This is a genomic window from Gordonia zhaorongruii, assembly GCF_007559005.1.
Taxonomy (GTDB): Bacteria; Actinomycetota; Actinomycetes; order Mycobacteriales; family Mycobacteriaceae; genus Gordonia; species Gordonia zhaorongruii.
On the sequence record NZ_CP041763.1, the window covers coordinates 2924270 to 2944356 of the forward strand.

21 protein-coding genes are annotated in these 20087 nt (G+C 67.5%); 5 read left to right on the forward strand and 16 right to left on the reverse strand.

The window, feature by feature from the left end:
* Positions 1-28 precede the first annotated feature (28 nt).
* Together FO044_RS13525 and FO044_RS13530 are read right to left on the reverse strand one after the other, a co-directional pair.
* Positions 29-607 carry a hypothetical protein gene (locus FO044_RS13525; protein ID WP_132992392.1) on the reverse strand — a complete coding sequence of 193 codons (579 nt, stop codon included), beginning with the start codon at positions 605-607 and terminating at the stop codon, positions 29-31.
* 135 nt (positions 608-742) lie between these two features.
* Positions 743-946 carry a cold-shock protein gene (locus tag FO044_RS13530; protein ID WP_132992393.1) on the reverse strand — a complete coding sequence of 68 codons (204 nt, stop codon included), beginning with the start codon at positions 944-946 and terminating at the stop codon, positions 743-745.
* Between the two features lie 294 nt (positions 947-1240).
* Here FO044_RS13530 and FO044_RS13535 point away from each other — a divergent pair, with 294 nt between their 5' ends.
* On the forward strand, positions 1241-3592 hold the full coding sequence (locus tag FO044_RS13535) for a DEAD/DEAH box helicase (RefSeq protein ID WP_143965842.1): 2352 nt from the start codon (positions 1241-1243) through the stop codon (positions 3590-3592).
* A gap of 35 nt (positions 3593-3627) precedes the next feature.
* On the opposite strand, the gene FO044_RS13540 is transcribed toward FO044_RS13535, so the two are convergent.
* From FO044_RS13540 to FO044_RS13580, 9 genes are all read right to left on the reverse strand, one after another.
* Positions 3628-4671, reverse strand: coding sequence for an NAD(P)-dependent alcohol dehydrogenase (locus FO044_RS13540; RefSeq protein WP_143965843.1), 1044 nt, complete (start codon positions 4669-4671; stop codon positions 3628-3630).
* A gap of 39 nt (positions 4672-4710) precedes the next feature.
* On the reverse strand, positions 4711-5067 hold the full coding sequence (locus FO044_RS13545) for an Rv3654c family TadE-like protein (protein WP_143965844.1): 357 nt from the start codon (positions 5065-5067) through the stop codon (positions 4711-4713).
* Entirely contained in the window at positions 5051-5398 is a 348-nt protein-coding gene (locus tag FO044_RS13550; RefSeq protein WP_143966001.1) for a TadE family type IV pilus minor pilin, read from the reverse strand. The genes FO044_RS13545 and FO044_RS13550 overlap by 17 nt, the downstream gene beginning before the upstream one ends.
* A 36-nt stretch (positions 5399-5434) precedes the next feature.
* Complete coding sequence (locus FO044_RS13555) at positions 5435-5653, reverse strand: DUF4244 domain-containing protein (RefSeq protein WP_143965845.1); 219 nt, start codon at positions 5651-5653, stop codon at positions 5435-5437.
* Between the two features lie 92 nt (positions 5654-5745).
* Positions 5746-6333: a type II secretion system F family protein gene (locus FO044_RS13560; protein WP_143965846.1), complete on the reverse strand. Its 588-nt coding sequence runs from the start codon at positions 6331-6333 to the stop codon at positions 5746-5748.
* Positions 6330-7118, reverse strand: coding sequence for a type II secretion system F family protein (locus FO044_RS13565; RefSeq protein WP_244945770.1), 789 nt, complete (start codon positions 7116-7118; stop codon positions 6330-6332). Before FO044_RS13565 ends, FO044_RS13560 begins: the two co-directional genes overlap by 4 nt.
* Complete coding sequence (locus tag FO044_RS13570) at positions 7115-8293, reverse strand: TadA family conjugal transfer-associated ATPase (protein ID WP_143965847.1); 1179 nt, start codon at positions 8291-8293, stop codon at positions 7115-7117. Before FO044_RS13570 ends, FO044_RS13565 begins: the two co-directional genes overlap by 4 nt.
* Positions 8290-9339: a septum site-determining protein Ssd gene (gene ssd / locus FO044_RS13575; RefSeq protein ID WP_132992401.1), complete on the reverse strand. Its 1050-nt coding sequence runs from the start codon at positions 9337-9339 to the stop codon at positions 8290-8292. Before ssd ends, FO044_RS13570 begins: the two co-directional genes overlap by 4 nt.
* Before the next feature lie 90 nt (positions 9340-9429).
* On the reverse strand, positions 9430-10392 hold the full coding sequence (locus FO044_RS13580; RefSeq protein WP_244945771.1) for an esterase/lipase family protein: 963 nt from the start codon (positions 10390-10392) through the stop codon (positions 9430-9432).
* 298 nt (positions 10393-10690) lie between these two features.
* Here FO044_RS13580 and FO044_RS13585 point away from each other — a divergent pair, with 298 nt between their 5' ends.
* Complete coding sequence (locus tag FO044_RS13585) at positions 10691-11506, forward strand: HAD family hydrolase (RefSeq protein ID WP_132992402.1); 816 nt, start codon at positions 10691-10693, stop codon at positions 11504-11506.
* A gap of 384 nt (positions 11507-11890) precedes the next feature.
* On the opposite strand, the gene FO044_RS13590 is transcribed toward FO044_RS13585, so the two are convergent.
* Entirely contained in the window at positions 11891-12637 is a 747-nt protein-coding gene (locus FO044_RS13590; RefSeq protein WP_132992403.1) for a Fic family protein, read from the reverse strand.
* Between the two features lie 293 nt (positions 12638-12930).
* Here FO044_RS13590 and acs point away from each other — a divergent pair, with 293 nt between their 5' ends.
* The 3 genes from acs (at position 12931) to FO044_RS13605 (ending at position 16480) form a co-directional block, all read left to right on the forward strand.
* Positions 12931-14877: an acetate--CoA ligase gene (acs, locus tag FO044_RS13595; RefSeq protein WP_132992404.1), complete on the forward strand. Its 1947-nt coding sequence runs from the start codon at positions 12931-12933 to the stop codon at positions 14875-14877.
* 108 nt (positions 14878-14985) lie between these two features.
* Positions 14986-15513 carry a phage holin family protein gene (locus FO044_RS13600; RefSeq protein ID WP_235831358.1) on the forward strand — a complete coding sequence of 176 codons (528 nt, stop codon included), beginning with the start codon at positions 14986-14988 and terminating at the stop codon, positions 15511-15513.
* 22 nt (positions 15514-15535) lie between these two features.
* Complete coding sequence (locus FO044_RS13605; RefSeq protein ID WP_132992405.1) at positions 15536-16480, forward strand: alpha/beta fold hydrolase; 945 nt, start codon at positions 15536-15538, stop codon at positions 16478-16480.
* A 20-nt stretch (positions 16481-16500) separates the two neighbouring features.
* Here the strand turns inward: FO044_RS13605 and FO044_RS13610 are convergent, their stop codons facing one another.
* Genes FO044_RS13610 through nth form a run of 4 tightly spaced genes read right to left on the reverse strand, consistent with a single transcriptional unit; the run spans position 16501 to position 19887 of the window.
* Positions 16501-17703, reverse strand: coding sequence for a MarP family serine protease (locus FO044_RS13610; protein ID WP_132992406.1), 1203 nt, complete (start codon positions 17701-17703; stop codon positions 16501-16503).
* Positions 17700-18503: an NUDIX hydrolase gene (locus FO044_RS13615; RefSeq protein ID WP_132992407.1), complete on the reverse strand. Its 804-nt coding sequence runs from the start codon at positions 18501-18503 to the stop codon at positions 17700-17702. Before FO044_RS13615 ends, FO044_RS13610 begins: the two co-directional genes overlap by 4 nt.
* Entirely contained in the window at positions 18503-19204 is a 702-nt protein-coding gene (locus FO044_RS13620; protein WP_235831359.1) for a TlpA family protein disulfide reductase, read from the reverse strand. The genes FO044_RS13615 and FO044_RS13620 overlap by 1 nt, the downstream gene beginning before the upstream one ends.
* Positions 19201-19887 (reverse strand): endonuclease III, encoded by a 687-nt coding sequence (gene nth / locus FO044_RS13625; RefSeq protein WP_132993363.1) that lies wholly within the window; start codon positions 19885-19887, stop codon positions 19201-19203. Before nth ends, FO044_RS13620 begins: the two co-directional genes overlap by 4 nt.
* Positions 19888-20087 lie beyond the last annotated feature (200 nt).

The following is a 20087-nucleotide window of genomic DNA, read 5'->3' on the forward strand; positions in this document are numbered from 1 at the left end:
GAACCCCGACTGCGACCAGGCGCTCAGATCACGTTCTCGGCCACGCCTGACGCGCGTCCGTTCCCACCGGCGCGGCGCCTACCGTCTCGTGCAATCGAGCCAGCCGCTTCCGGCCGGACACACGCAGGGCGGGGGCATGTCCGCGCACCCCGATGAGGGTGGGCGCGATGCCGACTCTCATGAGGGCCGTCGCGAGCGGAGCGTGAGTACCGGGCGCACTGTAGTCCAGCCCCAGGAGGTAGTGCGGCCCGTCGTGACGGCCCGCGGCGAGCACCCAGAGACGGAGCGCGCGGGCGCTGGGCGTCCACCCATCCGGCATCGATTTCACCGCACCTGATGACCAGCGGCGGTGCAACGCGGTGATGCGGGGATTAGCCTCGGTCCGAGCGATCGGCGAGCCCTCCTCGGACGTCAGGGTCTCGGCCTCGAGTCCGGTCCCGGCGATGTCCGCCGCTATCGCGTCGGCGCGCCATTGCGCGGATACGACGACCGATACCCGGGCCCCGAAATCGGTATGAACGGACTGTCCTTGTGCGGCAAGCAAACCCGCCAGATCGTCGATCACGGGATCTTCCGTGTCGGCAGAGAACAACGACATCTGGCTCACACTGTGATCCTACGTGCGCACATCATCGCCGACGCTGCGACTCCCCGAGTGCTGCGAACGCACGAATCCCGGCTCCGCCGAGCGGAACCGGGATCCGTATCTCAAATGTCTGTGACGCCCCGAGGGGCGTGGGGATCAGATTGCGCTGACGCCGGTGGCCTGAGGACCCTTGGTGCCCTGTCCGACCTCGAACTCAACGCGCTGGTTCTCCTCGAGGGTGCGGAAGCCGTTGCCCTGGATCTCGGAGTAATGAACGAACACGTCGTCGTTGCCCTCGTCAGGCGCGATGAAGCCGAAGCCCTTCTCCGCGTTGAACCACTTCACAGTGCCCTGTGCCATCTACTGCATTCCTTACGTTTTTCCCTCCCGGCACGGACAGTCCCTGCCGGGGGCCTGTTCCGACCGCCATACCTCGACGAGCCTCGCCTGATGGCGATGAAACCGACCGCAGTACCACGCTCGCAACCGACTCCGTCTATGACTCGGATCGTGCGACCGAGTTCAGCTAATCACGTTTCCGGGCGGCGCGATACTTTTAACGCGCGCTGGTCTCGATCGGTGTGGAAAACCCGCGTGACCAGCCCGCGAGTAGCATGCACTTTTGAGCCTGAACGTCCCATCAGAGAGGAACCGATGCAGTACGCGACGTACGGCAGCGAACTGCTCGGACGTACTCTCGCCGGGTCCGGGGGTGCCGACGATCCCGACTCGCCGCTCACCCACATGTCGGTGATTCCCACGCGGACCGCCGAGTTCGGGGACTGGCCGGAGTGGGTGCATCCGCAGGTCCGGGACGCCTTCGTCGAGGCCGGTGTCCGGCAGCCGTGGAGTCACCAGGTCGCCGCTGCTGCGCACGCGTACCGGGGACGACACGTGTGCGTGTGCACGGGGACGGCATCGGGCAAGTCCCTCGCGTACCAGTTGCCGATCCTCACCACCTTCGCCGACGACCCGAATGCCACCGCGCTGTACTTGTCGCCGACGAAGGCGCTGGGCACCGATCAGCTCCGGGCGACGGCCCAGCTGATCGCCGGCCGTCCGGCATTCGGTCACCTGCAGCCATGCTCCTACGACGGCGACACCGACTCCGAACTCCGCCAGTGGGCGCGCATGCATTCACGATGGATCTTCACCAACCCCGACATGCTGCACATCGGGATCACGTCGTCGCACCCGAAATGGCGTCAGTTCTTCGCCCGCCTGAAGTACATCGTCGTCGATGAGTGCCACCACTATCGCGGTGTCTTCGGATCGCACACCGCGCTCGTGCTGCAGCGCACCTTGCGCATCGCCCGCCGCTACGGCGCGAACCCGGTGGTGATCGGAGCGAGCGCCACCGTGTCGAATCCGGCTCAGGCGTTGTCGCGACTCATCGGCGACGACGTCGTCGCGGTCACCGATGACACGTCCCCGCACGGCGAGCGGACCGTCGCCATGTGGGAGCCGGGCTTCGTCGAAGGCTCCGCGGACCCCTCCGGAAGCGGCGCATCGTCCGGGGAGCACAGTGCACCGGTGCGACGACCGGCGGGCGCGGAGGCCGCCCGGCTGCTCGCCGATTTCGTGATCGAGGGAGCCCGCACCCTGTGCTTCGTGCGGAGCAGGCGGGGCGTCGAGGTGACCGCAGTGAAAGCGCGTGAACTGCTGGCGGCATCCGCCCCCGAACTGGTCGAGCGGGTCGCGGCCTACCGTGCCGGTTACCTCGCCGACGACCGGCGCAAACTGGAGCGGGCACTGTCCGACGGCGAGCTGCTGGGCGTCGCCACCACCAATGCTCTCGAACTCGGTGTCGACATCAGCGGCCTCGACGCCGTCGTCGTCACGGGATATCCGGGGACCGTCGCATCCTTCTGGCAGCAAGCGGGCCGGGCAGGCCGCCGCGGCGAGGGGTCGTTGGTCGTGATGGTCGCGCGGGACGACCCACTCGACACCTACCTCGTCCACCACCCGGAAGCACTGCTGGAACGCCCCGTCGAGGCGACGGTCACCGATCCCACGAACCCGTACGTCCTCGGGCCGCACCTCCTGTGCGCGGCAACCGAGTTCCCCATATCGGAGGACGAGGTCAGCGCCTGGCAGGCCGCAGATGTGGTCAATGGTCTCGTCACGGAGGGAAAACTCAAGCGCCGCAAGGCGGGCTGGTATCCGTCGCCCGGGCTCGACCCGCACGGCGACATCGACATCCGCGGCGGCATCGGCGGTCAGGTGCTCATCGTCGACACCACGACGGCACGCCTACTCGGCACGATCGACGCGACTCGTGCGATGACATCGGTGTTCCCCGGAGCCGTCTATCTCCATCAGGGGGAGAGCTTCGTCGTCGACGAACTGGACCTCGACGACGGTATGGCCCTGGCCCACCCGGAGGAGCCCGACTGGACGACCACTGCGCGCGAGGTGAGCGAAGTGGTGATCGAGAGGCGCGTCGAGGAGCGTTCATTCGGACCGCTGAACGTGGGGTCGGTGGACGTGACGGTCACCAGTCAGGTGGTCGGTTTTCTCCGAAAGGCGCTCACCGGCGAGATCCTCGACCAAGTCCCGCTCGACATGCCCGAGCAGCGACTCGGAACCCGTGCCGTCATGTACACCGTGGATCCCGATGCGATGGTCGAGTCCGGCATCGCGCCCGACAAGTTCCCCGGCGCGCTGCACGCGGCCGAGCACGCGGCGATCGGCATGCTCGGACTCGTCGCGACGTGCGACCGCTGGGATATCGGCGGTCTGTCGACGGACGTCCATCCGCAGACCGCCCTGCCCACCGTGTTCGTCTACGACGGGTTCCCCGGCGGAGCCGGCTTCGCCGACCGCGGCTACGAGGCGTTCGGCCCCTGGATCACCGCGACACTCGAGGCGGTGTCGTCCTGCGGTTGCGCGCATGGGTGCCCGTCGTGCGTGCAGTCACCCAAGTGCGGCAACGGCAACGAGCCCCTCGACAAGGAGCACGCCGTGAAACTCCTCCGCTTGATCGGCAGGCACTTCGGCTCCTGAGACAGCCGGTTGCACACCGCCCGTCACTGCGGCGATCAGCCGATGGTCGCCGTATCGATCACGAACCGATAGCGCACGTCGCCGGCGACGACTCGCTCGTACGCCGCATCCACCTGGTCCGCATCGATCGTCTCGATGGTCGCACCGATACCGTTCGCGGCACAGAAGTCGAGCATCTCCTGGGTGGCCGGAATCCCGCCGATGTTCGAGCCGGCAACCACCCGACTGCCACCGACGACCGATCCCGGCGGGATCGTCCACGCCGAGGCCGGCATGCCGACGTTGACGAACGCGCCGAGCGGCTTGAGGAGATCGAGGTACTGCGCCACGTCCAGATCGGCGCTGACCGTGTTGAGGATCATGTCGAACGATCCTCGAAAGTCCTCGAGTACAGCGGAATCCGCCGTGGCGACGTGTGCCACCGCCCCGAGTCGGCGACTGTCGTCGGCCTTCGCGTCCGTGCGCGACAGCACGGTCACCTCCGCTCCGAGCGCGACGGCGAGCTTCACCCCCATGTGCCCGAGTCCGCCCATCCCGACGACCGCCACCTTGCTGCCGGACCCCACGCCCCAGCGTTTGAGCGGCGACCACGTGGTGATCCCGGCGCAGAGCAGCGGCGCCGCCTCGTCCAGTCCGATCCCGTCTGGAATCGAGCAGGCGAAGCGCTCGGCGACGGCCACCCGCCTGCTGTATCCGCCCTTGGTCTCCTCGCCGTCGTATCCCCGGCCGTTGTACGTCATCACCGCGCCCTTGAGACAGAACTGCTCCTGCCCGTCTTTGCAGTGCTCGCATTCCCGGCAGGAGTCGACCATGCAGCCGACTCCGACGCGGTCACCGACCTTGTACCGCGTGACGCCGCCCCCGACTGCTGACACGACACCCGCGATCTCGTGGCCCGGTGTCATCGGGAAGATCGCCGATCCCCACTCCTCACGGACCTGATGGATATCCGAGTGGCAGATGCCCGCGTACTTGACGTCGATCAGCACGTCATCGTCGCGGAGGCCTCGGACGGGGACCTCGGCGACCTCGAAAGGTGCACCGGCGGTCGGGGCCTGCAGGGCTGTAGTGGTAGGCATGCACTCCAGGCTACGCAACCCGATGCGACCCATCGAGGGTCAATCCACCGGTCCCGCCCGCGCCGACGCGCTCGCGTCCTGCACGCCGAGAGCACCCAGACGGACGCTGACGAGCACGTGCATGACCACGTCCTGGCCGTCGATCCGGCAGGTGTCGACACGAGGGCCGCCGTCCTGTCTCCCGATCAGCGAGCGTGCGACTGCGCACGGGTCACCTGCCCCCGACGCGTGTGCCGACGCGGCCGCCAGCGCCGCCAGGTCTGCCGCGCTCTGCGCGCGGTGGCGCGCGACCACCGCGGCGCCGAGGTACACGACTGCGACGAGAACGGTTGCCAACGCTGCTATCACCGCCGCGCCGACGATCGTCGAGAATCCGTCGTCATTCTGCACTCGCATCGGCTCCACCGTCCGCGTAGTCCGAAGCGCCCGGTTCCACAGCTCCGAAGGCCCGCGCCGACACCGACAGGAACGGCAGCACCGGCACGTCGGCGGAGACGGTGACCGCCACCGTCTCCGCCGTTGCCGTCACCACGATCCGAGCATCGTCAGGCGCGACCTTCCGCCCAACTTCGCCGGCCCGAGGGTCTCCCGCCGCTGACAGTCGCACGACTTCCCGTGCGGCGTCGGTGCACCGGATCTGGGTTATGACTCCGGCAACCGCGCCGACGCCCACAATCAGGAACACCGCGATCGCGGCGAGGGCGAACGCCGCTTCGACGGTCGCCATCCCCCGCTCGTCACGCTGCAGTCGCCCGATCACTGCTCATCCGACCGACGTACTCAGTGCCTTCGAGATGATGCCCGTCAACGCACTGAGGACGTTGTCGCCGGTGACGACGGTGTAGAGCAAGGCACCGAAGGCGGCCGCAGCGATCGTGCCGATGGCGTATTCAGCGGTGCTCATTCCCTCCTCATCGACGATGAGCCGTCCCGCCAACGTTCGGATCTCGACCAATCCCCTGCTCCACTTCTCCGCACTCATCGCTCCCCCTCGGTTCGTTGGGCCCGTCCGCTACAGGCCCTCATCAGTTGAGACGCACGGTGAACCGGGCGGGTTCCGGGTGATTCCACAGGTCAGATGCCGACCAGCATGCCGTCGGCGAGGCCGATCACGACCGGCGCGATTCCCAGGCACACGAATGCAGGCAGAAAGCAGAGTCCGAGCGGTCCGCTCACCTTCACGCCGGCCTTCTCCGCAGCTTCCATTGCACGGTCGGCCTCCCGTCGGCGGATCTCCACAGCCAGCTCGGCGACTCCGTCCGCGAACGACGATCCAGACCGCGACGCCCGGCGTGCCAGCGTCGCCAGGTCGGTGAACGCACCGTCCACAGTCAGAGTCCCGTCGTCCCACGCCACCTCGGAATCGGCTCCCAATCCGAGGAGATCCGCGGTCCGGGACAGCGGGTCGGCGATCGCGGGCGGTGCGTGCTCGGCGGCTGCTTGAGCTGCCGCCGACACCGGAAGTCCGGCTCGCAGACACACGGCGAAGAGGTCGTACGCCGAGGCGATGTCGAACGGATCGGGCCCGCCGCGGTGGCGTCCCAGCCATCTCGCCTCGCGCACTCGCCCGTCCCGTGCGACCACCCGCGCGAGCGTCCAGTGCGGAGCAGGCCACGCCCAGAGTCCGGCCGCAGCGAGCAGCGCCCCGAGCAGCACACTCATGCGCCTGCCTTCTCGGTGATCCATGTCGTCCACCACACCCCGGCAACCGCCAGCCCGGTACCGAGCACCAGCAGCACTCCACCGACTCCCGGCGACAAGAGGACCGTTATCGGATGTGCTCCCATCGCCTGCCCGAGCCCGATTCCGAGGAGCGGCAGCAATGCCAACACCATCGCCGTGGCTCGCGGCCCGGCGAGCCCGGCCCGAGTTCGAGATGAATGCTCGGCCCGCGCCGTCAGGTCAGCTCGCAGGAGCTGCAGCTGGTCGATCACCGGCAATCCGCGACTCGCCGATGACGCCCAGGCCGCGGAGAGGCGCTCGAGTCCGCTCTCGCCGCCGGCCACGCCGACCTCGGGCTCCCCTCCGAGTTCGGCGTGCGCCGCCATGCGCGACAGCTCAGCCCCAGTTTCCGACGGGCCCGCTCGTGCGAGTTCTTCCGCAGCCGATCTGCACGCGGCGACCACCGGCGCCCCCACCGACACCTCGGCGATCATGACGGACAGCGCCCGCCGCACTTCGGCGCGTCGATACTCCGCATCTGCACGACGCGCCGCGCGGCGCCGAAGCGCGATCACGGTGCCCGCGATCATTGCCATCGCGACTGCCGCAGCGGGCCCCACCGCCAGCAGCGCCGGCACCGGCAACAAGAGGACCCACCAGATCGGGTCCGCACCGGCAAGACGTCGCGATGACACGGGGCGACGCGGCAGTCGGCTCCACATCGCAGGTCGAGGCCAGAGCATCACGAACGCCGCAGCGGCGACGAGCGACACGGAGGCGCTCACGCTCCGCGCCTGACCGCGATCATATCGTCGAGGAGTGGGCAAGCGGCGGTGAAGCCGCCGCGCCGCGACCACACCGTCTCGATACGGGCGAGGCCGTCCTCGGTCCGGCCGAGGACGCCTATCTCGCTGATGCCCCGGTCGCCTCCGGCATCGCGGCCCAGCCCGATGACGACCTGGATGGCGGCCGCCAACTGGCTGTGGAGAGCCATTCGGCCCATGCCGCCGAGCGCAGCGAGTGCCTCCATCCGCGCCGGAACCTCGGACGTCGAATTGGCGTGCAACGTGCCCCCGCACCCGTCGTGCCCGGTATTGAGCGCCACGAGCAGGTCGATCACCTCCGCGCCCCGCACCTCACCGACCACGATCCGGTCCGGCCGCATCCGCAGTGCCTGCCGGACCAGGGTGCGGACCGGAACATCACCGACGCCCTCCACGTTGGCAGTCCGCGCCACCAGCCGCACGACGTGCGGATGCTGTGGTGACAACTCCGCGGCATCTTCGACTGTGATGATCCGCTCGCGCGGATCTGCTTGCCCTAGAACCGCATTCAACAGTGTTGTCTTGCCAAGACCGGTTCCGCCGACGATCACGAACGCGAGTCGGGCAGCGACGACGTCACGAAGCAATCCGTCGATCCCCGCCGGAATCGCCCCGGCCGCCACGAGCGCATCGAACGTCTGCGTCGCGCTTCGCAGCACGCGTAGCGAGATGCAGGTGCCGTCGGCGGCCAACGGTGGAATCACCGCGTGCAGCCGCACTGTGTACCCGTGCCTGCCGATCCCGGACAACTGACCGTCCACCCACGGTTGCGCATCGTCGAGCCGGCGCCCGGCGCCGAGTGCCAATCGTCCCGCGAGCCGGCGAACCGCCGACTCGTCCTCGAAACTGACGCCGGTCGGCTCCAGTCCGTCCCCTCGATCCGCCCACACGTGATCCGGGCCGGCGACCAGTACGTCTGTGATGCCCGGTTCGGCGAGTAATCCCTCCAGTCGTCCCGCTCCGACCATCTCGGTCTGGAGGTAGCGCAGGACGTCCAATAGATCCGTGTCGCCAAGCAAACCGCCCGATTCGGCCCGAATCGCGTCGGCGATGACGGCCGGATCGGGTTCGGCCGTCTGCATCGCCAGCCGATCACGCACTCTCTCGAGCAGGTCGTCACGATAGGCGGTGGTCATCGGACGGCCTCTGCACGGAGTCGGCGGCACACGTCATGGGCTGCCACCGTCAACGGACCGCGCCGGCGCAGCCGTAGCCCGGACCCCTCGCACCGGGCGGCGAGAGCAGGCTCGGGCCGGTAGCCGCCGAGAAGCGGAAGACCGACGGCATCCGCGACGTCGCACGCTCGCAGACCACCGGCAGATGGCCCCCGAACCACCAGGACCGCTTCCCGCTCGCCGATCAACCGCGCAGCAGTCCGACGGGTCGCCGCAACCGCATGAACCGATGCCGTCGTGACGATCACCGCGAAGTCAGCGGTGTCGAGCAGTCCTGCCGAGACCGGATCGGGATTCCGGCCGACGTCGGCGACCACGAGATCTCCGGCCGATCGTGCCGCATCGACTACGGCGAGCACGGTGTCGGGACGAAGGGGCGTCACGTCGTCGCGATCGGAGGTCATCACGCTGATCCGGCCGACGCGGGGCAGCGCGGCACGGAGTGCGGTGCCCGCGATGACACCAGTCTCGCCGGTCACGTCCGACCACCGCAGACCTCGGTGGTTCTCCACTCCGAGGATCAGATCGTCCCCGGCGCCGGCTTGGTCGGCATCCAGCAGCAGGATGCGCTCTCCTCGATCTGCGGCCGCCAACGCGACAGCAGCCGCCAACGACGACGCGCCCGCGCCCCCGTGGCCGCCGATGATCGCCACTGCACCTGCCGGTTTCCGCACCGGCGCACGAAATTCCGAGAGCGCGCCCACCAGCGAGGTCTCTTCATCGGGAAGGACGAAACCGCCCTGTGCGCCGAGCGCTAGACCGGCCTGCCAGCCGCGCGAATCATTCGCCGCGCCACTGATCACGACCACACCCGGGCGGCGCGGAGGATGCGACTCAGCGAGATCGGCCAACGCATCGGCGTCGACCGCTACCGCCGTGGCGCGCAACCACTCGTGCCGGCACGACGTCGGATCTCCGGTCACCATCGTGTAACCCGCCGCAGCGCTGCATCGCGCGAGGTCCGCATGCAGCATCTCGTCGGTCAGTACGAGCAGTACATCGGTCATGCATCGATGGTGCGGCCGTGGCCGGGACTCGGCCAGTACTCAATCCACAGGCCGGTACTTCACCCGCGCAGTCAGCGGATCAGCGGTCAGCTACGTCTGCCCGGTGAACGGCGGGACGAACATGCACGGCACGTTGACCGGATGCTCCGGATCGAGAGCATTCAGTGCGAAGTACGCGGCCCGGCGCGAGCCGGCGATCGCGAGGTGATCGCTGTAGTCCTGGGCGCAGGTGTCCTGGACCACGATGTTCTTGACGCTCTCCCCCTCGCGTCCCTTCACGTAGCCAGCGGTGTACGGCACCACCAGCTCGTCGTAGCGAGTCATGATGTTCGTGTAGTCGATGCCCTTGACGTACGGGCTCCCGCCCTTCCACAGCTTCTTGTTGAACGACGATCCCGGCAGCATTTGCCCGCATCCGACGCACATCGGCATCGGGACCGCGCCGATCGCCTCGCCGAGCTTCGTCATCACCGGGTGGACCGATCCGGTACCGCGCCACAGCGGTGCGATCGATACGTACTTGGTGACCTTGTCCGCACCACCGAGATACTTCAGGTAATACGTCGGCATGTACGTGCCCTGCGAATGCCCGACCAGATCGACGGTCTCCGCATCGGTGGCCTTGAGGATCTTGCTCACGAACTTCTGGAGCTGCTTGGCGGACACCTCCTCGCGGTCCATGCCGCCGACTGCGGTGAGCGGCCACGGCAGCCCCTTGAGCGCCCCGTACGTCAACGCGAAGACGCAGTATCCGCGGTTCTTCAGCATCGGGACGTACGAGCCCCAGTTCGTTGTCTTGGCACCGCCCGTACCGTGCACGAGGACCACCGGGCGAGGATGCTCGGCAGTCGGCTTGCACGAGAAGTCGTTGGATCCGGGCAGCGATCCACCGTGATGCGTGAGCTCATACGGGATCCCGCCGAAGAAGTTGTAGTTCTCCGGTAGCTTCGCCCGGTCGGCGGACGCGGGCGCGACGATCCCCGAAACGCACAGGAGCGCAGCGCATATCGCGACCACAACTCGCCGAACCATCCCCATGTACTGCCTCCGCATCCACGCAACCTAGCGGCTGCTTGGTTGCTGAAGATACACGCGGCGCATGCTCCGGAGAGCCGAATCAGCCGAAGTCGCAGGGGCGAAACCGGCCCGAGAAAGATGACGACCCCGGCCAGGGGGGAGGAGGCCGGGGTCATCAGGCTTTCAGCCCCGGGGGGTCGGGCTGAAAACTCCGGCTATGCCGGATAACCCAAAACTACACGCGCGAGAATGACGATTGCAACTCCAACTATCTGCGATTTCTGTTCCCTGGATCACACTTGCCGAGTGCTGCGATCGTCGTACGATTCAGGGCGTGACCACGGCTCAGCGCACGCGCATCGCAGCCTTCTTCGACCTGGACAAGACCGTGATCGCCCAGTCGAGCGCGCTCGCGTTCACCCGGCCGTTCTACCGCGGAGGGCTCTTGTCCCGACGCGCGCTACTCCGCGCCGGCATCGCCCAGCTCCAGTTCCTCCTGACATCCGCCGATGCAGGTCACGTCGAGAAACTCCGCAAGCATGTGACCGACATGTGCACCGGCTGGGACGCCGAGCAGGTCCGGTCGATCGTCGCCGAGACGCTGGACGAGGTCGTTCGGCCGGTCGTGTTCCCGGAAGCTCTCGAGCTGATCGCACAGCACCGCGAGGCCGGTCACGACATCGTTCTCATCTCCGCCTCGGGTACCGAGATGGTCGAGCCGATCGGCGAACTCCTGGGCGCCGACGTCGTCCGCGGGAGCATCATGCGCGTCGTCGACGGCCACTACTCGGGCGAGATCGACTTCTACTGCTATGGCGAGCAGAAGGGCGTCGCGGTCGACGATATCGCCGGAGAGCGGGGGTACGACCTGCTGAATTCGTACGCCTACTCGGACTCGGTCACCGACCGTCCGATGCTCGACAAGGTCGGCCACCCGGCGGTCGTGAATCCCGACAAGAGGCTGCGCCAGCACGCCGCCGAGAACCACTGGGAGATTTTCGATTTCGCAGCACCCTCAGCGAGCGGCCGCAGTCCGGGCACCGCTGCGGGGCGGACAGTGCTGTGCGCCACGGGAATCGGCGCGATCGCTGCAGCAGCGGTGGTCTACACCCGCCACCACGCCCTGCATCCTCGCCAAGCCGCCGCCTGAGATTTTCCGCAATCGCTTGCTGTGACGCGCGTCACGATGTACAAATGAAGCACGGAAACACAGGGCGGCAAAGCTTAAACCAGAAGATAAGGTTTCAGCCCCCGGACCTGCGGTTCCCAGCACGGACGGTAGGCACCCACGCGGAGCTCGCCGCATAGGCACAAGTGTTGTGCGCCTGCGAAACCGCGGGCATCATTCGTCCATTCGCGCAGGTCGATAATCTGCCTTCGAATACACGTCGAGATGCTCACGGCAACGCCGAGGCGATCCCCACAACCCACCCACGCACGCTTGGTAACTTGCGTCCGTGCTTGCGGGCGACACCCCGTACCGATTCACTTCGGTAGGGATGTCGCCCGCAATTACGTGTGCAGGGCGCAGAAGCTACGGTGCCGCGTCGGCGATCGACTTCGCTTCCGCCGCCCCGGCCTCCATCGCTTCGCAGCACAGGACGATCCAGGCCGCGACCGCGCCCGGGTCGCCCGTCGCGAAAGCCGCGGACCTCTCCCGATATTCACCGAGTCTGCGCAGCCACGTCACCTCGGGCACTCCGAGCAGGTGCGGATCGAGACCGGTCGCCGCCGACACCAGACGAGATGCGCCACGCGCGACGACCCCGTTCCCTTCATGGAACGGGGCCACCGACAGCAGTTCGCCGTGCACGATCGCCGCCAGCACCGGAGCCGGCACCGAGGTACCGCCCGTGATCAGCTGCCCGAGTAGATCCAACCGGTGCGCGATGTGCGGCTCATCGCGCGGACGCCCCAGCAGGTCGCCGTCGACGAGGCCCGCCGCCGCCAGCATGTGCAGTCGCGCCAGCGCCTGCCCCGGGGCCCGACGGAACACCGAGGCGAACTGGTCGATCCCATCGATGTCGAGCGCCTGTGCGACCCGGATCGCACCCTCGGTGATCGGGTCGTCGAACTGCGCGTCGCGCTGCAACTCAACACTGCCGCCATCGATCGTCGCCGATGAACGGCCGGCACGCCACGACGCTTCACGGGACGTCTTGTCCCATCCGCGAAGATTCGCGCGATGCCGGTGCACCGCGCTGAGAGCATCGCGTGCGGACTCCGAAGCATCGCGGACGCCTGGGAGTTCCAGGAGCGGGGCGAGGGGATCTGAACTCACCCGGCCGATCTTAGTCGCGGCCCCATCACGCGTACCGGCACGGGACGTCCAGCGGCCCGCCCGGTTCCATCGGTCGCGCCAGAGCGACCGTTCATCGCGCTGTCGGTACAGCCCGAGGTGTTCCGCTACGCACATGCAACGTCAGGTGACTACGCTCACAAGAGGACTTCGGGCTCGCGGTCAGCACTTTCGGGGCATGCGGTGAGTCCAGGACCGCGCCGCGGAACCACCACGGCGCCACAGCTTGAATCGGCGCGCTCTGCGCGGCAACTCGAGAACGAAAGGCAGACGAGATGACCGAAGGCACGAAGGTGTACCCGCCCTCCGAGGAATTCGCCGCGAACGCCAACGCCACGGTGGAGATGTACGACCGTGCCGAGGCGAACCCCGACGAGTTCTGGTCGGAGCAGGCGAAACGGCTCGATTGGGACACCCCGTTCGACCAGGTTCTGGACTGGTCGGAGGCACCGTTCGCGAAATGGTTCGTCGGCGGCAAGCTCAACGTCTCGGTGAACTGCGTCGACCGCCATGTGGCCGCGGGGAAAGGCGACCGCGTCGCCATCCACTGGATCGGCGAGCCGCTGGACGACACCCGTGACGTCACCTACTCGCAGCTCAAGGACGAGGTGTCGCGCGCCGCGAACTACCTGAGCTCCATCGGGCTCGTCGCGGGCGACCGCGTCGCGATCTACATGCCGATGGTTCCCGAGGCCATCTTCGCGATGCTCGCCTGTGCACGTCTCGGCCTTACCCATTCCGTGGTGTTCGCAGGATTCTCGGCCGCCGCACTCCGCTCCCGGATCGACGACGCCGAGGCCAAGGTCGTGATCACCACCGACGGCCAGTTCCGCCGCGGCGAGCCCGCCCCGCTGAAAGCCGCCGTCGACGACGCACTGGGCACCGGAGCCGATGCCGCACCGTCGATCGAGAAGGTCATCGTCGTTCGCCGCACCAACCACGAACCGGACCTGAACTGGGTACCGGGACGCGACGTCTGGTGGGAGGACTCGGTCGGCGAATCGTCGCCGCACCACGAGCCCGAGTCATTCGACTCCGAGCACCCCCTGTTCCTCCTGTACACCTCGGGAACCACTGGTAAGCCGAAGGGCATCGTCCACAGCTCGGGCGGATACCTGACCCAGGCCGCGTACACCTTCCACACCGTGTTCGACCACAAGGAAGGCCGCGACGTGTTCTGGTGCGGCGCCGACATCGGCTGGGTGACCGGACACTCGTACCTCGTCTACGGTCCGCTCTCGAACGGCGCCACCGAGGTGATCTACGAGGGCACCCCGAACTCGCCGAGCCAGCACCGGCACTTCCAGATCATCGAGAAGTACGGCGTCACCACCTATTACATCGCTCCCACGCTGATCCGGACATTCATGAAGTGGGGCCGCGAGGTCCCCGATGCCCACGACCTGAGTTCGCTGCGGCTCCTCGGCAGTGTCGGCGAACCGATCAACCCGGAGGCGTGGCGCTGGTACAACGAGGTCATCGGCTCGGGCCGGTGCCCGATCGTCGACACCTGGTGGCAGACCGAGACCGGCGGCATCATGATCTCGCCGCTGCCGGGAGTCACTGCGACCAAGCCGGGATCGGCGATGCGCCCCCTGCCCGGCATCAGCGCCGCGATCGTGGACGACAACGGCAATGCCGTCACGCACGGCGAGCAGGGCTACCTGGTCCTCGACCGGCCGTGGCCGGGAATGCTGCGCGGCATCTGGGGTGATCCGGAGCGGTACCAGGACACCTACTGGTCACGGTTCGCCGAGCAGGGTTGGTACTTCGCGGGCGACGGCGCTCGATACGACGAAGACGGCGCTCTCTGGGTACTCGGTCGCGTCGACGACGTGATGAACGTGTCGGGGCATCGCATCTCGACCTCGGAGGTCGAGTCGGCGCTCGTGCAGCACCCGGCGGTCGCCGAAGCGGCCGTCATCGGTGCCGCCGACGAGACCACCGGCCAGGGCATCGTCGGCTTCGTCATTCTGATGGGAGGCGACCACAGCACCGGCGACGAGCTGATCGAGGAGCTCCGAAAGCAGGTCGCGACCGACATCTCGCCGATCGCCAAACCACGCGAGATCAACATCGTCCCCGAACTGCCGAAGACCCGTTCGGGCAAGATCATGCGACGCCTCCTCAAGGATGTCGCGGAGGGTCGCGAACTCGGCGACACCTCGACGCTCGTCGACCCAACGGTGTTCGAGGCGATCCGCTCGCGTCGCCTCCAATGATCGTCACCTGACACATGGCACCGCCGACTCGCCGTCGGCGGTGCCATGCCGTCTCGTGGCCCGGCATGGCAACATGAAGTCCGACCATCATTCAGCAAGGGAGAATTCGTGAGCGGCAATCAGGACAGCAGGCCTCCGCAGCCGACCGACGCTCCGCGCGTCCCGTCGATTCCGATGTCGGATGCCAATCTTGGCCGAAACGGCCAACCGAGCATCGGGAACCTCGTCAAGGACGCGTCGGCGAATGTGTCGACGCTGCTGCGCGCCGAAGTCGCGCTGGCCAAGTCGGAGATCGTCGCCGAGGCGAAGAAGGCCGGCGCAGGCACCGGCCTGATCGCGATCGCAGGCGTGGTTCTGCTGTACGCGAGCCTTTTCTTCTTCGTGTTCCTCGGCTTCCTGCTCGATATCTGGCTGCCGAGTTGGGCCGCGTTCGGCATCGTGTTCCTGATCCTGCTCGTCATCGCCATCATCGCGATCCTGGTCGGCTACATCCTGTTCAAGAAACTACGCAAACCCGAGAAGACGATCGATTCGGTCAACGAGATGAAGACCGTCATTCCAGGGCGTGGTCAGTCGCCGACCGGCGGTGTCGCGCACCCGCAGATCCCGCCGGCGCACGACTCGACGTCCCGCTGAGGTTCTCGCAGGAGTCTCCGGCTTGACCCCCACACCACCGCCGGACCCGACTGAGGTCCGGTTCGATGGGCCGTGGCAACACTTCGACGTCCGCGCCAATGGCCTGCGCTTCCACGCCGTCGAGAGCTCGCCGTCCAACGCAGACCGGCCACTGGTCCTGCTGCTGCACGGATTCGGCGAGTTCTGGTGGACCTGGCGGCATCAGCTGCAGGTGCTCACCGATGCCGGTTTCCGTGCCGTCGCAGTCGATCTGCGCGGCTACGGGGACTCCGATAAACCACCTCGCGGCTACGACGGCTGGACGCTCGCAGGCGACTCGCACGCACTCATCCGCTCGCTCGGCCATTCATCGGCGTCCCTCGTCGGACACGCCGACGGCGGCCTGGTCTGCTGGGCCACGGCCACCCTTCACCCGGTGGCCGTCGACCGGGTCGTGGTGCTCTCCTCACCGCATCCCCGGGCACTGCGTCAGTCGGTGCTCTCGAATTCGGAGGAGCGTTCGGCGTTCCTCGCGCCTTTCATCCACAATCAGCTGCCGAGGCTCGGCGAGCGGCGACTCACCCGGGCGAACGGGGACTTCGTCGCGAAGTACTTCCGCGAGCGGTCGGGCCCAGCGTGGCGCGAGACCGACGACTTCGCCGAGGCCGTGGAACGCAACCGGCATGCCGTTCAGATCCCCGGGGTCGCGCACTGCAGTCTCGAGTACCGGCGCTGGGCGTTCCGCAGCCAGTTCCGGCCGGACGGTTGGCGCTTCATGGAAGTGATGAACAAACGCCTCGACCACCCGCTGCTCGCGCTGCGTGGACGGGAGGACCATTACATCCTCGACTCGGTGATGTCCGCCAGCGGGAACTGGTCCCGCGATTTCGATCTCCAGACGATCGCGGGCGCCGGACACTTCCTTCACCAGGAGGCCCCCGAAGCGGTCAACGCGGCGCTACTGGCGCATCTGACCGCCGCTCACTGACGAGCCATCGCGCCTCACGACTAGCCCGAAACGCACCGCTTCGTGCTCACCTCGGAGTTCCGCGCCTCCGACTCCGCGAGATCACGTTGCACCTGCTGTGCGGTGAGGACGAATCCGGTGTCGTCGCGCAGATCCTCGGATGCACCGAACACCACTCCCAGTACCCGTCCGGCACGGTCGATCATCGGCCCACCCGAATTGCCCGAACGGATCAGCCCGCGCACCGTGTACACCTGGCGCTCGACCTTGTTCGCATGCTGGTAGATATCGGGGCCCGACAAGTCGACGATGTTGCGCACGCGTGCCGGCGTGATCGTGTAAGGACCGTTCTCCGGGTACCCGAGAACGATCGCATCGTCCGATGTCGACGCCTGCTCGGACGCGAAGTCCAGGGCCGGGGCGCGCAGCCCCGGAACGTCCAGTACCGCGACGTCGTTGCGTGAATTGAACCAGACGACCCGGGCCTCGAGATCCCCCGCCGACTCGGTTTCGACGCTCACCGAGTCCGTACCCGCGACAACATGAGCGTTGGTCATCACACGTTCGGGCGAGACCACGAAGCCGCTGCCTTCGAGTGACTGGCCGCAACTGCGCGCGATGCCGTTGATCTTGAGGACGCTGGGTCGCACCCGACTGACGATGGGCAACTGGCCGAGACCTGGATCGGGCGGCGCGACGTTCGCGACCTGCGTCTGGCCGAACGGTCCGATGACCTCTTTGAGGCCCGACGAGTCGATCAGCTCGGTCAGGTCGTCCGGCACGTCCCGCATCCACTGCGGGGCCATACCGTCGACTGCCCCGATGACCGCCGAATCGCGGACCGAATCGGCGAGCCGATTCTGATCCGCACCGCGCAGCGGGAACGACAGCAGCCAAGCGGCCACCAGGATCGCGATCACCTGAAGCGCCGAGCCCACTGCGCTGTCCGCCCGCTGCAACGGCCTGGAGTGAATACTGCTGCGCACCGCGCGCCCGAGCACCATCCCGGACACCTCGCCGACGATCACCAACCCGACGATCACCAGCACACCGACCACCAGACGCAGTCGCGCGTCGTCGAACTGCTCGATCAGCATCGGTGCCAGGAGCACACCAGCGACGGCGCCGACCACCACACCGAGGAAGGCGAGCGCTGACGCCGCCGCCCCCTGCCGGTACCCGCTGAAGGCGGCCAGGAGCGCGATCACCAGGATGATGAGATCGACCCATGCGGACCCGCTCATCGGAGGGCTCCCGGATTCTCGTCGGAGACGACGCCCGAGGACTGGCGACCGCCGAACCTCGCGATGGTCTCCTCCAACGGCCGGATGTCGTGCGTGTTCCAGGGAACGTCCCACCCGGCGACCTCGCTGATCGCGGCCAGCAATCCGCCGGTGAATCCCCACACGAGCATGCCGTCATAGCCGAACGCGGGCCCCCGGTACACACTGCCGCCGAAGATCTTCCGGGTCACCTGGAACCGGTTCTCCGGGCGGAGCAGCTCGCGAAGGTTCACCCGCTCGACCCGTGACGTCTCCCCCTCGTCGACCACCCGCACCGGGGACGGCTTCGACCAGTGGGCCAGGACAGGAGTCACCTCGAAACCCGAGGCAGGCACCGGGAACGGTCGAAGATTCGCCACCACGTCGACGCCTTCGGAGCTCAGACCGGTCTCCTCGACCGCCTCGCGCATCGCGGTGCCAACGGGATGGTCGTCCCCTGGGTCCCACCCGCCACCGGGAAATGCGATCTGCCCGCTGTGCTGACGCAGTGTCGCGGCCCGTTCGGTGAGGAGGACATCGGCGTCAGCGGGCAGCCCGCCCGGATGATCCGTCGCCGCATCGAACGACCCGCCGAACAGGACGAGCACCGCAGCGGCTCTCGTGGCCCGGAAGCTCGTCGCCCAGCGGGTGCGATCACCGCCCCGGTTAAGGACGTTCTCCGTCACCCTGCCGACGTCGTCGGTGACGGGCCGCAGCCACTCGGGGATCTCCTCACGCCGAACCTGCGGGCCGGTTCGCTCATCGGAACCCCGCTCGGCCATCAGGCGGCACCCAGATCGACACCGAGATGCTCGCGCACCGCACCGCTCAGGTCGTTGAAGTCCTCGAAGACGCGGGGCAGGACGGCCGCGACGCGGCCGTCCGCAGTGATCATCACCGTGGACGGGAAGATGCGCGGTGCGCCTATCGCTTTCGCGACGGCCCCGTTCGGATCGGTGACGACAGGCATGTGGACCCCGACCTCCTGCAGGAACTTGAGTACGAAGTACTGCTTCTCGGCGCCCTCGCGTGCATGCACGGCGAGCACGTTCAGCCGGTCGTTCGCCACGGAGGACAGGTGGTCGAACAGCGGCAGCTCACGGCGGCAGGGCAGACACCACACCGCCCACATGTTGATCACGAGCGGCCGTCCGGCGGTGGCAGCACCGACGTCGATACGACGCCCGTCCGCCATGCACGGTGCGTTCACGCCGGCGAGGACCCCGGCGGATGCACCGTCGCCCGCAGGGCAGGGCTCGAGTGCTGCCGCTGCACGCGCCTCCGACATCTGCTGCTGCGACACCCCTCCGTCGGTCACTCCCGACGTCGGCGTCGAACCCGGTGGGCCGGATACAGCGTCATCTGTGGAGTCGCCGCGCGGCCACAGCGCCGCGACCAACGCGACCATCACCACCACGAAGGCGATCATGGCCCGCATTCCGGGTTGGGCGAGCACCGATCTCGCCCTGGCGAAGCCGCTCATTCGGTGACCCCCGCGAGGCGTAGGAGGTGGTCGGTCTCGGGCCCCTTCACCAGGGCGGCAGCCTCCACCGGATCCGTTCGGCCCTCGCCGTACGACGGGCAGTCCCTCGACAGGACGCACACCCCGCACGCCGGCGTCCGGGAGTGACAGACCCGTCGGCCGTGGAAGATGATCCGATGCGAAAGGTCGGTCCACTCCTTCTTCGGAAACAGTTCGCCGACCTCGCGCTCCACCTTCACCGGGTCGGTCTCCTCGGTCCATCCCCAGCGACGGACGAGCCGACCGAAATGCGTGTCGACGGTGATACCGGGGACCCCGAACGCGTTCCCCAGCACGACGTTGGCGGTCTTACGCCCGAAACCGGGCAACGTGACCAGGTCGGCGAGACGGCCGGGCACTTCACCGTCGAACCGCTCGACGAGTGCCTGTCCCAGCCCGATGATCGAATTGGTCTTGTTCCGGTAGAAGCCGGTCGACCGGATCATCTCCTCGAGCTCGACGCGGTCGGCGCTCGCATACGCCCACGCGTCCGGATACCGGGCGAACAGGGCAGGCGTCACCTGGTTGACCCGTACGTCCGTGCACTGGGCCGACAGGATCGTCGCGACCGATAGTTCCAGCGGTGTCGTGAAGTCGAGTTCGCAGTACACGTGCGGAAACGCCTCCTGAAGCGACCTGTTCATCCGACGTGCGCGTCGGACCAGGCCCAGTCGGGTCTCCGGCTTGCGTCTGCTCACAACACCCCAGGTTAGCTGCCACCTCCGACGGAGGCCGTCAGCAACCGCCGCGGGAGCGGCACCGAGGTGCCGCCGCCGAGGTCACAACTTCGTGACGACCGGCCTGCGAGTTTCGACCCGGCGGCTTTCGTCGTGTTGACTGTGGA

Excerpts from the sequence above, each read along its gene's own strand:
- FO044_RS13530 (WP_132992393.1), bottom strand. The coding sequence starts at position 946 with ATGGCACAGGGCACTGTGAAGTGGTTCAACGCGGAGAAGGGCTTCGGC.
- FO044_RS13535 (WP_143965842.1), top strand. The coding sequence starts at position 1,241 with ATGCAGTACGCGACGTACGGCAGCGAACTGCTCGGACGTACTCTCGCC.
- FO044_RS13540 (WP_143965843.1), bottom strand. The coding sequence starts at position 4,671 with ATGCCTACCACTACAGCCCTGCAGGCCCCGACCGCCGGTGCACCTTTC.
- FO044_RS13545 (WP_143965844.1), bottom strand. The coding sequence starts at position 5,067 with ATGCGAGTGCAGAATGACGACGGATTCTCGACGATCGTCGGCGCGGCG.
- FO044_RS13550 (WP_143966001.1), bottom strand. The coding sequence starts at position 5,398 with ATGGCGACCGTCGAAGCGGCGTTCGCCCTCGCCGCGATCGCGGTGTTC.
- FO044_RS13555 (WP_143965845.1), bottom strand. The coding sequence starts at position 5,653 with ATGAGTGCGGAGAAGTGGAGCAGGGGATTGGTCGAGATCCGAACGTTG.
- FO044_RS13560 (WP_143965846.1), bottom strand. The coding sequence starts at position 6,333 with ATGAGTGTGCTGCTCGGGGCGCTGCTCGCTGCGGCCGGACTCTGGGCG.
- FO044_RS13570 (WP_143965847.1), bottom strand. The coding sequence starts at position 8,293 with ATGACCACCGCCTATCGTGACGACCTGCTCGAGAGAGTGCGTGATCGG.
- ssd (WP_132992401.1), bottom strand. The coding sequence starts at position 9,339 with ATGACCGATGTACTGCTCGTACTGACCGACGAGATGCTGCATGCGGAC.
- FO044_RS13580 (WP_244945771.1), bottom strand. The coding sequence starts at position 10,392 with ATGCGGAGGCAGTACATGGGGATGGTTCGGCGAGTTGTGGTCGCGATA.
- acs (WP_132992404.1), top strand. The coding sequence starts at position 12,931 with ATGACCGAAGGCACGAAGGTGTACCCGCCCTCCGAGGAATTCGCCGCG.
- FO044_RS13610 (WP_132992406.1), bottom strand. The coding sequence starts at position 17,703 with ATGAGCGGGTCCGCATGGGTCGATCTCATCATCCTGGTGATCGCGCTC.
- FO044_RS13615 (WP_132992407.1), bottom strand. The coding sequence starts at position 18,503 with ATGGCCGAGCGGGGTTCCGATGAGCGAACCGGCCCGCAGGTTCGGCGT.
- FO044_RS13620 (WP_235831359.1), bottom strand. The coding sequence starts at position 19,204 with ATGAGCGGCTTCGCCAGGGCGAGATCGGTGCTCGCCCAACCCGGAATG.
- nth (WP_132993363.1), bottom strand. The coding sequence starts at position 19,887 with ATGAACAGGTCGCTTCAGGAGGCGTTTCCGCACGTGTACTGCGAACTC.